Genomic DNA, 13,754 nt, shown 5'->3' with positions numbered 1-13,754 from the left:
GGAACTCTGCCCGATGACCGCACTCCTCTCGATTGTCGAGGCTGAACAGTGACAAAGGTTCTCCTGAGCGTAGCCATCATGACTCACCCGGCCCGTTCTGCGATGGCGAGCAATCTCGTTGGCCTCCTTGACGGCGACATCAAGGTGGTGATGGATCCGGAGCCCGGTGGGGCGCCCAGCCCTCTGCGTACCAGCGTCGAAGCATGGGCGGCGTATGAAGAAGGCGCAACTCATCACCTGGTACTCCAGGATGACATCGCGCCATCGACCGACCTGCTGTCCGTCGCGCGCTCGGCAGCCGTGAGATTTCCTCGATCGGCCGTGGCGTTCTATACGAATTGGGACGCGCCCGACGGCGCGGCCGTCCGTATGGGGGCGCTGGCCGGCGCCGGGTGGGTGTCAGCAATAGATGAAATCTATACGCCAACTCTTGCTCTGATGTTGCCTGTGGAGCACGCAGCCCGATTCTCCGAAGAGGCAAGTCCTCTCGTTTCCACGCGTCGCGAGGATGATGCGGTGATGCTGGATTACCTGCAACGGCATCACGTCCCCGTCCTCTTGGCAATCCCCAACTTGATCGAGCATGAGGGAAGAGAAAGTATCGCCGGAAACTCTTCCGAGAGATGGCGGTCCGCGTGTAGGCACAGCAACTCTGACCGCCCGGGTTCCGGAGTCCTCACCGGATTCGACGCCGTTCCCTACTATCGAGAAGGAACAGCCTACGCCCTTTTACTTGACACCGAATCTGCCGACCGCCCAGTTTGGCGACGACGGCATTGGCGGGACGCGGAAGGCGTATTCGGTGTGGACGCCGCCCAGGTCGACGCCGGTTGGCACGAGTGGTCCGCGTGCGACCCCACGCTCCAGCGTCTCCAGAGGCTCATCGACCTTTCCGCGGTACGTGAGCTTTGGAATGTGGCTTATCTGCTCGGGGCCGCGAGCTCACGATTGCGTAACCGTGGGTGGACTCCAGTGGAACATATCCGTTCGGCGGCATTGAATACGCTGGGGGTAGGCGGGCTCATTCCGGTCGCGAAATGGCATGACCTTCATGAAGCCCAGCCCTTGCTGCACCGCCTGGCGGTGGCTGGAGCGGATCATGGCGCATCGGCTCTGGCTGACGCACCGGCACGGTAGCGGTTCGGCATGTCCGCGCCGGTCAGGTCGAGTCCCTCTTGTGCCGGTTCACAGTGCGACCACGATCTTTCCGTGAACATGCCTCTCGGCCTGCACCGTCACGGCCTCGCGAATCCGCTCGACCGGGAAGGTCGCCGCGATCGGCACCGTGATCTCGCCGGAATGGATCGCGTCGGCGATCCGTTCCAGGGTGCCCGGACCCGCGTCGAGGGCGCCCGCCCTGCGCACACCGGGTGGCGGGGCGGGGCCGTCGGCCACGACGGAGACCCGCTCGGGTGCCACGCCGAGCTCAAGCGCGGTCTCGGCCGCCTCCCTTCCGAACAGATCGGTCGCGGCGGTGATCCCCTCGGGCACCAGGGCCCGTACCCGGTCCGCCAGGCCAGGGCCGTACGCCACGGGTTCGGCGCCGAGCCCGCGCAGGAATTGGGACGTGCGCGCGGAGGCGGTGCCGAGCACCCGGGCACCCGCGAGCTTCGCCAACTGCACGGCGAAGACGCCCACACCACCCGCCGCTCCGCCGATCAGGACGGTGTCCCCGGCGCGGAGCCCGATCGCGGCGAGCGCGGCGGAGGCCGTCAGACCGGCCACCGGAAGGGTGGCCGCCACCTCGTCGCCGACGCCTGCCGGGGTGGGCCACAGGTGTGCCGTGGGTGTCTTAACCAGTACGAATTCGGCGACGGACCGGCCGATCGCCGCCCCGTACACCCGGTCACCGGCCGCGAACCCCCGGGCTTCGGCGCCCACTTCGTCCACCACTCCGGCGAAGTCGCTGCCGAACCCGGCCGGCAGGGTGATGCCGAACCGCGCCGCCATGTCGGGCCGTGTGGTGATCTGCCAATCCATCGGGTTCAGCCCGGCGGCCGTGACCCGGACGCGAACCTCGTCCGGTGCGGCGTGCGGCTCGGGTATCTCCTGCAGTTCAAGTACTTCGGGACCGCCGAATCGCCGGTAGCGGACAGCTTTACTCATCGGTGACCTCTCCTGGCCAGTGATGGGACTTGGTCTCATCGACCGTACACCAGTAATGGGACCAAGTCCCGTACACTGCTCCCATGGCTCGCTGGCAACCCGATGCACCAGGACGGCTCGCCGCCGCCGCCCTCGACCTCTTCGAGGAGCACGGCTACGAGAACACGACCGTGATCGAGATCGCGGAGCGCGCGGGGCTCACCAAGAGCACGTTCTTCCGGTACTTCCCGGACAAGCGCGAGGTGCTCTTCGGCAGGGGCGCGGTGACCGGCCTGCTCGCCGAAGGGATCGCCTCGGCGCCGCCGTCGGCCGGGCCGCTCGACGCGGTGGCGGACGCCCTCGACGCGCTCGGCCGGACGTTCTTCACCGCCGAACGCCGCGAGTTCAGCCGCCGGCGCCAGGCCGTGCTGAACGCCCACGCGGAACTGCGTGAACGCGAAGCTCTGAAGAGGATCGACCTCACCGCCTCGATGATCGAGGCCCTCGACCGCCGCGGAGTCCCGGGCCTGACCGCGCGCGTGGCGGTGAAACTGGGCACGCTCGTCTGGGAGATCGCCTACGACCGGTGGATCGACACCGGCAACAGCGAGGACTTCGGCCCGCTGGCGCGGCAAGCGCTCGCCGAAGTACGCGCGGCCGGAGCCAAGCTCTAGGGCCTTCCGTCACACCTCAGCTTGCATGAAAACCGCAGGTCAAGGCCCCTTCCTGTCTCCTTCAGGAGCGCCACGCACTCCGGAGGGCGGGCCATCGGCTCCCTGCCCGCGTTCGCCTCGCCCGGCCCCGCCCCGATCGCGGCGACCTCATCGAGCAAGCCGAAGGGGAGGCCACGCGCCCCGCTGGTGACGGACCGTCAGGATCGGCGCGATCCGGTGTCCGCCATGGTCTGTCCCACCCGCCGTCCGGGGCCCGGCGCCGGCCCCGCCCCGTCCGCCTCCCGCGGCAGGCAGGCGGGGCACGCCATCCACAGAGGCGGCCTGACCGGCGAGGAGTTCTACGCCGCGGAGGCACACCGCGCCGGTCTCGCACAGGAGGTCATGTCCGGCCGCCGCCGCGCGGCTCCCCCTGCCCCTGCCCCTGCCCAGCGATCAAGGCCCGGTACCAGTGGTAGCTGTCCTTCGGGGTACGACGCTGGGTGGCGTAGTCCACGTACACGAGACCGAACCGCTTGCTGTACCCGTAGGCCCACTCGAAGTTGTCCAGGAGCGACCAGACGTAGTAGCCACGCACGTCGACCCCATCGGCGATCGCGGCCGCGAGGGACCGGAGATGGCCGTCCAGATAGGAGATCCTGCCGCCGTCATGGACGGCTCCGCCGGGGGCCGGTACGTCGTCCTCGGCGGAGCCGTTCTCCGTGATGTACACCGGCGGCAGGGCGTCCCCGTAGCGCTCGCGCAGACCGACGAGCAGGTCGCGCAGGGTGTGCGGGACGACCGGCCAGCCCATGGCCGTGTGCCTGACTTCCGGGATGCCGACTCCCGTGAAGCGGTTGTCGTCCGCGGTGCGCGAGAGCGGGTCCGGGTCCCGGTACGGCGCGTTCCGGACGACCGACGGCGTGTAGAAGTTGATGCCGAGGAAGTCCAGCGGCGCGGCGATGACGTCGAGGTCCCCCGGGCCGCGGAACGACTGGTGCCGTATCAGGTCTTCCCAGGTGTCGTCCTCGCCCGCCGCGTAGCGCGCCTTGAGCAGCGGCTCGGTCCACATCAGGTTGCGCTGGGTCTCGGCCCGCAGCGCCGCGGCCGCGTCTTCGGGGCTGTCCGTGGCAGGGGTGACGTGGTCGAGGTTGAGCGTGATCCCGACCTCGCGGGCGCCCGCCTCCCGCAGCACCGGCACGGACAGTCCGTGGCCGACGAGAAGATGATGAGCGGCGGCGAGGGCCGGTGTGCCTTCGCGGGCGCCCGGAGCGTGCTGACCCTCGGCGTATCCCAGGAAGGCGCTGCACCACGGCTCGTTGAGGGTGATCCACCGGGGCACCCGGTCGGCCAGCACATCGGCCACCAACCGCGCGTAGTCGGCGAACCGGTGGGCGGTGTCGCGGTTGCGCCAGCCGCCCCGCTCCTCCAGCGCTTGCGGCAGATCCCAGTGGTAGAGCGTCACCGCGGGTTCGATGCCGGCTTCCAGCAGGCCGTCGACCAGGCGCTCGTAGAAGTCGAGCCCCGCCACGTTGACCGGGCCGGAACCCGTGGGCTGCACCCGAGGCCAACTGATGGAGAAGCGGTAGGACCGCACCCCGAGCCCCTTCAGCAGGGCGGTGTCCTCGCGGAATCGGTGGTAGTGATCGCACGCCACGTCACCGGTGGCGCCCCCGAGGACCGCCCCGGGGCGGCGTGCGAACGTGTCCCAGACGGAAGGGCCGCGGCCGTCCTCGTAGACCGCGCCCTCGATCTGGAAAGCGGAAGTAGCCGCACCGAGGACGAAATCGGGCGGGAAGGAAGGAAAATCGCTCACGAGATATCCGTGTCCTGTCGCTGACGGTACAGCCAGAATGGTCGAGAACTAAACCGGTTATGTACAGTAACTCGGCGGAGCAGCGCGGGGCTGGGGCGATGATTTTACTAAACCTGGGCTAAACAGGCCGGGGCGACTGGACAACGTTGTCATCAACTCTGCAGAGTTCCGTCCCCGAGGGCTGCCGAGTCCCGCAGTCCGCCGTTCGCAGGGAAGGACCGACCTGATGGCCGTGTACGGAGCACTCGACATCGGTGGCACGAAGATCGCCGGAGCACTCGTGGATCCGCGGGGGCGGGTGCTCGTACGGGCGGAGCGGCCCACCCCCGCCCGCGAACCCGCCGAAGTGCTGATGGGCGCCGCGACGGCCGTACTGGACGCGCTCTCCGGCCACTCCGCCTGGCAGGACCTGGCGCGCCTGGGCGTCGCGAGCGCGGGTCCGGTGGACAGGTCCGCCGGGACGGTGAGCCCCGTCAACATCCCGGGCTGGCGCGGCTTCCCGCTGATCGAGCGGGTCCGCTCGCACCCGCGGGTGCCCGCCCACGCGGACCCCGTGCTGGTCGGGGACGCCGTCGCCATGGCAGCGGCCGAGCACTGGCTGGGAGCCGCCCGGGGCGCGCACAACGCGCTGTGCATGGTGGTCTCCACGGGTATCGGCGCCGGTCTGGTCCTCGGTGGGCGCCTGCACACCGGGCGCTCAGGGAACGCGGGCCACATCGGGCACATCTCCGTCCATCTGGACGGGCCCGCGTGCCCGTGCGGTGCGCGGGGCTGCCTGGAGGGGATGGCGAGCGGGACGGCGATCGCCGCGCACGCCCTGGCGGCGGGCTGGGCCCCGCCACCGGGTGTCGCCGCGACCGCCGCGGGCGTCGCCGCCACGGCGCGGGCGGGCGACCCGATCGCCCGGTCCGTGTACGACCGCGCCGCGCAGGCCCTGGCGGCTGCGATCGCCGCGACGGCCGCTCTGGTCGAACTCGACCTCGTCGTCATCGGCGGAGGGGTGGCCCAGGCCGGAGACACCCTGTTCGCCCCCTTGCGCCGCCATCTGGCCGACTACGCGGCACTCGACTTCACGCGCGGCATCCCGGTCGTACCGGCCGCCCTGGCCCTGGATGCCGGGCTGATCGGCGCCGCGGCCGTCGCCGCCTCGGCTTCGGCCGCGGCGGGACCGGAGGAGACGGCGGACATGGCCGCCGATACCGCACCGGCCGTGCCGCGGGCCTCCTCCGGCGGCGCGGCGGCCGGCACCGGGACGCACGTCCTTCTGCACGAGGGCATCGCCCCCAGGTGAGCGACCGGCCGCGCCCGCGCGGTGCCGGTGCAGCTCTCCCCTCCCCTTCCCCGCCGCGCGGCCTCCGGCTGCCGGGCGGTGCTACCGCAGCCCGCCGCCCGGCCCGGCACCGGGTCGGCAGTCCGAAAGGAACAGGTTCGTATGGACCGTCTCGTCAACACCGTTCGCGCCTACCCCTGGGGCTCGCCCACCGCGCTGCCCGCTCTGCTGGGCACCGCCCCGGACGGCTCTCCGCAGGCGGAGCTGTGGATGGGCGCGCATCCCGGCGCCCCCTCCCGGGTGGAGCGCGGCGGGCGTCTGCGAGGGCTGGACCGGATCATCGAGGAGGATCCGCACGGCGAGCTGGGTGACGCGGTCGTGCGGCGCTTCGGGCCGCGGCTGCCCTTCCTCGTCAAGCTGCTGGCGGCCGACGCCCCGCTCTCCCTCCAGGTGCACCCGGACCCGGCCGGGGCGGCCGCCGGATACGCGCGGGAGAACGCCCGAGGAATCCCCCTCGATGCCCCGCACCGTACCTACCGGGACCCTCAGCACAAGCCGGAGATGATCGTCGCCCTCACCTCGTTCGAGGGCCTGTGCGGTTTCCGGCCCCCGCACGAGAGCGCCGGTCTGCTGGCCGCCCTGGACCTGGACTGGCTGGACCCGTACATCCGCACGCTTCGCTCGGCCCGGGCGGAACCGGCGCTGCGGGAGGCGTTCTCCGCGTTCCTCTCCTTCTCCCCGGGCCGGCTCGCCGAGTTCGGGGAGGCGTTGTCGGCCGCCGCCGGGCGGAACGGCCCGCTGCGGGAGGAGTTCGCCCGGTACGACAAGGTCGCCCGGGCCTGGCCCGGCGATCCCGGCGTCCCGGCCACCCTGCTGGTGCGGTACGTCCGGCTGACTCCCGGTGAGGCCCTGTACCTCGGGGCGGGCGTACCACACGCCTACGTACGGGGGCTGGGGGTGGAGATCATGGCCGCCTCGGACAACGTCCTGCGCTGCGGCCTGACCGACAAGCATGTGGACGTGCCCGAACTGCTGCGCACCGTCCGCTTCGCCGCCTCCCCGACGCCGGTGGTGCGTCCGGTGCGCACGGCGGACGGCGAAGAGGTGTACCCGGCACCCGTCGACGACTTCCGGCTGTCCCGTCTCGTGAGGCGGGCGGGGGACGGCGTCCGTGTCCTGTCCGGGCCGCGGCCGCAGATCCTGCTGTGCACCGAGGGCACGGTCCGCCTCACCGCCACCCCGGACGAGGTCGTGCTCACGGCGGGCGGGTCCGTCTACGTACCGGCCGGGGAGGAGGTCACCGTCGTGGGCACGGGGACGCTTTTCCGGGCCACCACCGCACCGGGAGGACAACTGAACCACAACTAAACTTAACCGGTTTCGTGCAAACTGTTGTCCCTACGGAAGTCCGGTCCTAGCCTCTCTGTCAGCCGCCGGCCGAAGGGCGCTTCTTCACCCTCTTTCTCGATGCGAGGGCGTCAAGCAGCCTCCTTCATCGGCGACCCGGTGTCCTGTCGCCCGGCGTGAGCCGCCTCGAAATTCCGGGCGACGGATGCCGCACCGGCCCGGAACTCCGCCCTTTCCGGTTCACACCCGGACCGGGCGAGCCGGGCACAACCCCCCACAATGACCGGCCGTGCCGTGCCGCCCGGGCCTTCGCCCGGAATCCGGCCGCACGAGCCACCACCTCGGGAGCAGTATGAGGAAGAAACTGACCACCGCGGCGGGAACGTTGCTGGCCCTGGCCTCCACGGTCCTCGCCTCCGCGGTCCTGGCAGCACCGTCGACCGCCCAGGCCGGGACACCCGCCCAGGCCGGGGCGCGGACGGAGGCACGGGCCACACCGGGCTTCCACATCGCCGACGGACGGCTTCTGGACGCGAACGGTTCGGACTTCGTCCTGCGCGGCGTCAATCACGCCCACGCCTGGCACCCCACCAGGACCACGCAAGCCCTGAAGGACATCAAGAAGCTGGGCGCCAACTCGGTGCGCGTGGTGCTCGGCACGGGCGACCGCTGGACCAAGAACGACACCGCCGACGTCGCGGCCGTCGTCACGCAGTGCAAGCAGAACCGGCTCATCTGCGTCCTGGAGGCGCACGACACCACCGGCTACGGCGAACAGGAAGGAGCCGTCCCCCTCTCCCGCGCCGTCGACTACTGGATCAGCGTCGCGGACGCGGTGCGGGGTCAGGAGAAGTACGTCATCCTGAACATCGGCAACGAGCCGTACGGCAACGGTGCTTCCGGAGCCACGCCGTGGACCGCCGACACCGAGAAGGCGATCGGCCGTATGCGAGCGGCCGGGTTCGACCACACACTCATGGTCGACGCCCCCAACTGGGGACAGGACTGGTCTTTCACCATGCGAGACCACGCCGCGGAGGTATTCGACTCGGATCCCGCGAAGAACACGATGTTCTCCGTCCACATGTACGGCGTGTTCAACACGGCCGACAAGGTGAAGAACTACCTGAACCGGTTCACTTCCCAGCATCTCCCCATCACCGTCGGGGAATTCGGCGACATGCACTCGGACGGTAATCCGGACGAGGACGCCATCATGGCCACCGCCCAGAAGCTCGGGGTCGGGTACCTCGGCTGGTCGTGGAGCGGCAACGGCGGCGGTGTCGAGTACCTGGACATGGCCACCGGCTTCAACGCCGCACAGCTCACCGCATGGGGCCGGCGCATCTTCTCCGGCCCCGACGGCATCCAGCGGACGGCCGAGGAAGCGGGCGTCTTCGGCTCCGGCCTCCGGAAGGTGGGCGGTCAGCTACCGCATCAGTGACCGGGCACCCCGACCCGGCACGGGCGACGCCGTCCGCAGTGCCCGGCGGGATACCGGAGGGCCGCGTCCGCACCGGACGCGGCCCTTCGCGGTTCACGGGGACCGGGTTCCCGGTGCCGGAGCGGTGGAACCGCGCGGGATCAGCGACGGCGTCGGCGCCTGATGACCGGCGGTGGACGAACCGTTGATCACATCGAAGAGCACACGTGCCACCTCGGCACCGAAATGGTGCACGTCGTGGCTCATCGCCGACATGGCCGGGTGCGTGATCTGGCACAACTGGGAGTCGTCCCAGGCCAGCAGCGACAGGTCGTCGGGGACGGTGAACCCCATCTCCGCCGCGACGCCCGCCCCGGCGACCGCCATGATGTCGTTGTCGTAGACGATCGCAGTGGGCCGGTCGGCGGTGAGCAGGAGGCTGCGGGTGGCACGGGCGCCCTCCTTCTCGTCGAAGCCGGTCGCGATCTGACGCGCCTCCTCCAGGCCCAACTCCCGGGTCGTGGCGGCGAAGGCACGGGCCCGGATGGCGCTGTGTCCGAGGTCGGCCGGGCCGCCCACGCGGGCGATGCGCCGGTGGCCGAGCGCCGCCAGGTAGCGGACGGCCTCGGCGGCCGCGGACGCGTCGTCCGTCCACACGGCGGGGAACGGCCCGGTCAGGGAGGGATGGCCCACGGCGACCGCGGGCATGCCGAGAGGCGGCAGGGAGGAAACCCGGGGGTCGTCCTCTCGGAAGTCCACCAGGATCGCTCCGGCGACCATCCGGCCGCGCCACCACTCCTTGTGGACCGCGGTCTCCTCGTCGAGATCGCGTACCAGGCGCAGCAGCAGCGAGCAGGACCGCTCGACGAGGACGCTCTCGATGCCGGAGATGAAGTCCATGTAGAACGGCTCCAGGCCGAGCAACCGGGCGGGCCGGCACAGGGCCAGCCCGATGATGTCGACCCGCTGACTGGACAGGCTCCGGGCGGTGGCGCTCGGAGCCCAGCCCAGCTCACGGGCGGCCGCGAAGATGCGTTCCCGGGTGGCCTCGGAGACGCCCGGCTTGTGGTTGAAGGCGAGCGACACCGCCCCCTTGGACACCCCGGCCCGCGCCGCGACGTCCTTGATGGTGACGCGCTCCGTGGAAGCGCTCACACCGGTTCCACACAGAACAGCGCGGCCGTGACATCGGCCGCGGTGACGGCGCCGCAGCCCCGCACACGGATGCGTACCCGTTCGCCGGGCAGCAGGGTCCGCGGTCCGCTGTCGCAGACGGCGGCCGGGCCGAGCCGGTCGGGCTGGAGCAGGAGGTCTCGCACGAGAGTATGGGCACTCACCACGACGTCGACTCTATCTCCCTGGCCGGACTCCGGTTCCAGGCTGACGTCGTAGCGAGGCCGCGGGTAGGCGAAGTCCTTGTCGGGGACGGGGAAGTGCAGGGCGCGCAGGTCCTCGCCCTCCCCTTGTGCGGCGGCGTCGGCCACCAGGAAGTCCGTCACGGACCGGGTGTCCGGTACGAGGTTGCCGGGCACCGCGATCCGGGTGACGGCACGGGGCTCCGCGATGATCTCGGCAACGGTCTTACCGACGGTGGTCCCGTCCGCCCGCATCCGCCGCAGCGTCACCGGCGTCCGCCAGGGCTCCGCGGACTGGTTGACCGCGGCGAGCACGAGACCGCCGTCGCCGGGCTGCAGGGTGAGGAGCCGGTCGGCGTACACCCGGCGCAGCTCGTGGTAGAGGGGCTTGAGGCGGCCGTCACCGTCGACGGCGGACCAGGACGTGACGGGCCAGCAGTCGTTGAGCTGCCAGACGATGGTGCCCGCGCACACCGGCCAGTGCGACCGCCAGTGCTCGATGCCCGCCGCGATCGCCCGGGCCTGCACCAACTGGGTCAGGTAGTGCCAGCGGTCGAAGTCGCCGGCGGGCGGGTCGAAGTGGCGGGCGACGCCGCGGTTCAGCTTGCCGTTGCCGTCCTCGGCCTTCTGGTGGTGCAGCATGCCCGGGGAGTCCGGAGCGAGCGCCTCGCCGGGCAGCGCGCGGCGCAGGGTGGCGAGGGCGGGCGGCGCCTGCCAGCCGAACTCGGAGACGAACCGGGGCACGCTCGCCCGGTACTCGGCGTAGTCCTGCCGGTTCCACACCTCCCAGGAGTGATGGGTGCCGTGGGCCGGATCGTTGGGGTGGTGCTCCCAGGACCCGGACCAGGGGCTGCCCGCGGTGTAGGGGCGGGTCGGGTCGAGTTCGGCGACGACGCGGGGCAGCAGGCCGAGGTAGTAGCCCTCGCCCCAGGAGTCCCCGGCGAGCGGGGCCTCCCAGTCCCAGTCCCTGAAGCCCCACAGGTTCTCGTTGTTGCCGTTCCACAGCACCAGGGAGGGGTGCGGCATCAGCCGGACGACGTTGTCGCGGGCCTCGGCCTCGATCTCGCCGCGCAGCGGCTGTTCCTCCGGGTAGGCGGCGCAGGCGAAGAGGAAGTCCTGCCACACCATCAGGCCGAGTTCGTCGCAGGCGTCGTAGAAGGCGTGGTCCTCGTAGATGCCGCCGCCCCATACCCGGACGAGGTCGATGCCCGCGTCGGCCGCCTGGGTGAGGCGGGTGCGGTAGCGCTCGGGTGTGATCCGGGGGAGGAAGGCGTCGTCGGGGATCCAGTTCACGCCGCGGGCGAAGATCCGCTCGCCGTTGACCACGAGGGTGAAGCCGGTGCCGTGCTCGTCGGCCGAGCGGTCCAGCGTCACGGTCCGGAAGCCGATCCGCCGGTGCCAGGTGTCGAGCAGGCCGCTGTCGTCGTGCAGGGTGACCTGAAGGTCGTGGAGGGGCTGGTCGCCGTAACCGCGGGGCCACCACAGGCGCGGCTGTGCCACCTCCAGACGCAGCACCGCCTCGTCGCCGGTCAGGACGGCTTCGGCGCGGGCGCCGGCCACCCGGGCCTCGGCGCGCAGCGTGCGCCCCCGCCCCTGAGCGGTGCGTTCGATCTCCAGCCGCACCTCGACCCGGCCGGTGCCCTCGTCCACGGTGACCAGCGGGCGGACGTGGGCGATGCGGGCGGTGGACCAGTGCTCCAGCCGTACCGGCCGCCAGATGCCCGCGGTCACCAGCGTCGGCCCCCAGTCCCAGCCGAAGTTGCAGGCCATCTTGCGGATGTACTGCGAGGGTTCGGGATAGACGTTGGGCCGGTCCCCCGTGACGGCGCGGACGGCCGCGGCCTCGTCGTAGGCGGAGGCGAAGCGGACCTCCAACTGCCCGGTCCGGCCCGTGACGTCGAACCGGTAGCCGCGGTGCATGTTGCGGGTGGTCCCGACCGGGCGGCCCCCCAGAGTGATGTACGCGGCCGTGTCCAGGCCGTCGAAAACCAGGTCGGTGCGCTCGTGCCTGCTTTCGTGTCCGAGGTCGCGGACGTAGGTCCAGGCGCGGCGGCCGACCCAGGCGACGTCGGCCTCGTTCTGGTTCAGGAAGGGATCGGGGATGACTCCGGCGGCCAGCAGATCGGTGTGGACGCAGCCGGGCACCGTGGCCTCCAGCATGTCGTCTCCGTGGCTCAGGCTCCAGCCCTCGGTCAGCGGGGTGACGTCCTTCATCGTGCGGCTCCAAATCGCCTGGTTCAGGCAGGTGGACGGACAACGGCGGTCAACCTAGCCTGCTGAAGAACCCGTGTCCATAAACCGGTCTAGTTCTGAGAAAGAACCGATCTCTCCCGGCCTTCGCACGTAAAGCCCATCTCGCCTGCGTCCAGGTAACAATTGGGTATCGCGCTCGAAACCTCAGCTTTACCGGTTAACACGAGCCTGACATAGTGCCGTTCCACCTGCAGAGTTGAGCCGCGATCCTGAAGGAGCTGGGCACATGAGGAAGAAGAGGATGCTCACGGGGGTGCTGCTGTCCGCCGCGATCATGGCCGTCGCGGGGTGCAGCGGCCAGGGCGCGGTGTCCGGCGAGACGGCGAAGGCACCGGCCGACCCCGCAGACGCCTCGGGCACCATCAAGGTCCTGACCCAACGCACCGACCTCGTCCAGGACGGGACGATGGACAAGTACGCCGCCGAGTTCCGCAAGATCTACCCCAAGGTGAAGGTGACGTTCGAGGCCCTCACCGGCTACGAGCAAGAGGTCAAGATCCGGATGAACACCGAGGACTACGGCGACGTCCTGATGATCCCGACCTCCGTCGCCAAGAACGACTACCCGAAGTTCTTCGCCCCCCTGGGCAGCGCCGGGGAGCTGGGCGGCAAGTACCGCTTCAGCGACAAGGCCGAGGTCAGCGGCAAGGTCTACGGCATCAGCACCTTCGGTACGACCTATGGCTTCCTCTACAACAAGGCGGTCTGGAAGAGCGCCGGTATCACCGACTGGCCCACCTCGCCGCAGGAGTTCGTCGGCGACCTGAAGGCGATCAAGGCCAAGACGGACTCGATGCCGTACTACACGAATTTCAAGGACGGCTGGCCGCTGACCGGGTGGAGCAACAACATCGGCTCGCCCACCTGCGACGCCAAGGCCAACGACAAGCTCGCCGGGCCCGTGTCCCCGTGGAGGCCGGGCAGCGATCTCCGCACGGTCGACTCGCTCCTGTACGACATCGTCGCGGGCGGCCTGTCCGAGAAGGACCCCAACACCACGAACTGGGAGACGTCCAAGGACATGTTCGCCCAGGGCAAGGTGGCCACCATGCAGTCGGGCTCATGGGCCATCACCCAGATGCGGGCCGCGGCGACCAAGGCCGGCGCCGACCCCGACGACATCGGCTTCATGCCCTTCCCGGCGCGTAAGAACGGCAAGCACTGCGCCGTCCTCACCTCCGACTACCAGCAGGCGGTCAACATCCACTCCGGCCACAAGGCCGCAGCGCGGGCCTGGATCGACTGGTTCACCGAGAAGTCCGGCTTCGCGGCGAAGGAGGGCACGGTCTCCGCACTGCGTTCCTCCCCCATGCCCGACACCCTCAAGAGCTTCGTTGACAACGATGTCACGTTCGTGGAGCGCTCCGAGGCCCGGACCGGCGTGGTGAACACCATCGACAACGCGGCCGAGATCGGCCTCAACAAGCCGGACTACCGCCAGAAGCTCATCGACACCGCGCGCGGCGTGCAGCGGGGCAGCAGCGCGGACTTCTTCGCCGACCTCGACAAGCGGTGGAACGAGGCAGCCGCCACCGTCGGTTCCTGACCCCGCCCC

General features: G+C 70.4%; 10 protein-coding genes. 6 read left to right on the top strand and 4 right to left on the bottom strand.

What is annotated here, in order from left to right:
• The first annotated feature begins 102 nt into the window (after positions 1 to 102).
• Positions 103 to 1,137 (top strand): hypothetical protein, encoded by a 1,035-nt coding sequence (locus ACGH2B_RS29020; protein WP_399096312.1) that lies wholly within the window; start codon positions 103 to 105, stop codon positions 1,135 to 1,137.
• A gap of 48 nt (positions 1,138 to 1,185) precedes the next feature.
• Here the strand turns inward: ACGH2B_RS29020 and ACGH2B_RS29015 are convergent, their stop codons facing one another.
• Positions 1,186 to 2,106 (bottom strand): NADP-dependent oxidoreductase, encoded by a 921-nt coding sequence (locus tag ACGH2B_RS29015; RefSeq protein WP_399096309.1) that lies wholly within the window; start codon positions 2,104 to 2,106, stop codon positions 1,186 to 1,188.
• 83 nt (positions 2,107 to 2,189) lie between these two features.
• Between ACGH2B_RS29015 and ACGH2B_RS29010 the strand changes: the two genes are divergently transcribed.
• Positions 2,190 to 2,759 (top strand): TetR/AcrR family transcriptional regulator, encoded by a 570-nt coding sequence (locus tag ACGH2B_RS29010; RefSeq protein WP_399096306.1) that lies wholly within the window; start codon positions 2,190 to 2,192, stop codon positions 2,757 to 2,759.
• 379 nt (positions 2,760 to 3,138) lie between these two features.
• Here the strand turns inward: ACGH2B_RS29010 and ACGH2B_RS29005 are convergent, their stop codons facing one another.
• Entirely contained in the window at positions 3,139 to 4,551 is a 1,413-nt protein-coding gene (locus ACGH2B_RS29005; RefSeq protein ID WP_399096303.1) for a GH1 family beta-glucosidase, read from the bottom strand.
• A 226-nt stretch (positions 4,552 to 4,777) separates the two neighbouring features.
• Between ACGH2B_RS29005 and ACGH2B_RS29000 the strand changes: the two genes are divergently transcribed.
• The 3 genes from ACGH2B_RS29000 (at position 4,778) to ACGH2B_RS28990 (ending at position 8,612) form a co-directional block, all read left to right on the top strand.
• Positions 4,778 to 5,842, top strand: coding sequence for an ROK family protein (locus tag ACGH2B_RS29000; RefSeq protein WP_399096300.1), 1,065 nt, complete (start codon positions 4,778 to 4,780; stop codon positions 5,840 to 5,842).
• A 141-nt stretch (positions 5,843 to 5,983) separates the two neighbouring features.
• Positions 5,984 to 7,189 (top strand): mannose-6-phosphate isomerase, class I, encoded by a 1,206-nt coding sequence (gene manA / locus ACGH2B_RS28995; RefSeq protein WP_399096297.1) that lies wholly within the window; start codon positions 5,984 to 5,986, stop codon positions 7,187 to 7,189.
• Between the two features lie 331 nt (positions 7,190 to 7,520).
• Positions 7,521 to 8,612 carry a glycoside hydrolase family 5 protein gene (locus tag ACGH2B_RS28990; protein WP_399096294.1) on the top strand — a complete coding sequence of 364 codons (1,092 nt, stop codon included), beginning with the start codon at positions 7,521 to 7,523 and terminating at the stop codon, positions 8,610 to 8,612.
• A 93-nt stretch (positions 8,613 to 8,705) separates the two neighbouring features.
• On the opposite strand, the gene ACGH2B_RS28985 is transcribed toward ACGH2B_RS28990, so the two are convergent.
• Both ACGH2B_RS28985 and ACGH2B_RS28980 read right to left on the bottom strand, forming a co-directional pair.
• Entirely contained in the window at positions 8,706 to 9,746 is a 1,041-nt protein-coding gene (locus ACGH2B_RS28985) for a LacI family DNA-binding transcriptional regulator (RefSeq protein WP_399096291.1), read from the bottom strand.
• A complete protein-coding gene (locus tag ACGH2B_RS28980) occupies positions 9,743 to 12,160 on the bottom strand; it encodes a glycoside hydrolase family 2 protein (protein ID WP_399096288.1) in 2,418 nt (805 codons plus the stop codon). The genes ACGH2B_RS28985 and ACGH2B_RS28980 overlap by 4 nt, the downstream gene beginning before the upstream one ends.
• Before the next feature lie 265 nt (positions 12,161 to 12,425).
• On the opposite strand from ACGH2B_RS28980, the gene ACGH2B_RS28975 reads away from it, so the two are divergent.
• Positions 12,426 to 13,745, top strand: coding sequence for an ABC transporter substrate-binding protein (locus ACGH2B_RS28975; RefSeq protein ID WP_399096285.1), 1,320 nt, complete (start codon positions 12,426 to 12,428; stop codon positions 13,743 to 13,745).
• The last annotated feature ends 9 nt before the right edge of the window (positions 13,746 to 13,754 follow it).

Origin of the sequence: Streptomyces sp. BBFR2, from assembly GCF_044497305.1 — a bacterium.
In the GTDB taxonomy this organism is placed as follows: Bacteria; Actinomycetota; Actinomycetes; order Streptomycetales; family Streptomycetaceae; genus Streptomyces.
The sequence above is the reverse complement of the archived record's forward strand: the minus strand, read 5'-3'. Positions and strand labels throughout refer to the sequence as shown.

Bases quoted from the DNA above. Each gene is read 5' to 3' on its own strand.
- ACGH2B_RS29020 (WP_399096312.1), top strand. From the start codon at position 103: ATGGCGAGCAATCTCGTTGGCCTCCTTGACGGCGACATCAAGGTGGTG.
- ACGH2B_RS29015 (WP_399096309.1), bottom strand. From the start codon at position 2,106: ATGAGTAAAGCTGTCCGCTACCGGCGATTCGGCGGTCCCGAAGTACTT.
- ACGH2B_RS29010 (WP_399096306.1), top strand. From the start codon at position 2,190: ATGGCTCGCTGGCAACCCGATGCACCAGGACGGCTCGCCGCCGCCGCC.
- ACGH2B_RS29000 (WP_399096300.1), top strand. From the start codon at position 4,778: ATGGCCGTGTACGGAGCACTCGACATCGGTGGCACGAAGATCGCCGGA.
- manA (WP_399096297.1), top strand. From the start codon at position 5,984: ATGGACCGTCTCGTCAACACCGTTCGCGCCTACCCCTGGGGCTCGCCC.
- ACGH2B_RS28990 (WP_399096294.1), top strand. From the start codon at position 7,521: ATGAGGAAGAAACTGACCACCGCGGCGGGAACGTTGCTGGCCCTGGCC.
- ACGH2B_RS28980 (WP_399096288.1), bottom strand. From the start codon at position 12,160: ATGAAGGACGTCACCCCGCTGACCGAGGGCTGGAGCCTGAGCCACGGA.
- ACGH2B_RS28975 (WP_399096285.1), top strand. From the start codon at position 12,426: ATGAGGAAGAAGAGGATGCTCACGGGGGTGCTGCTGTCCGCCGCGATC.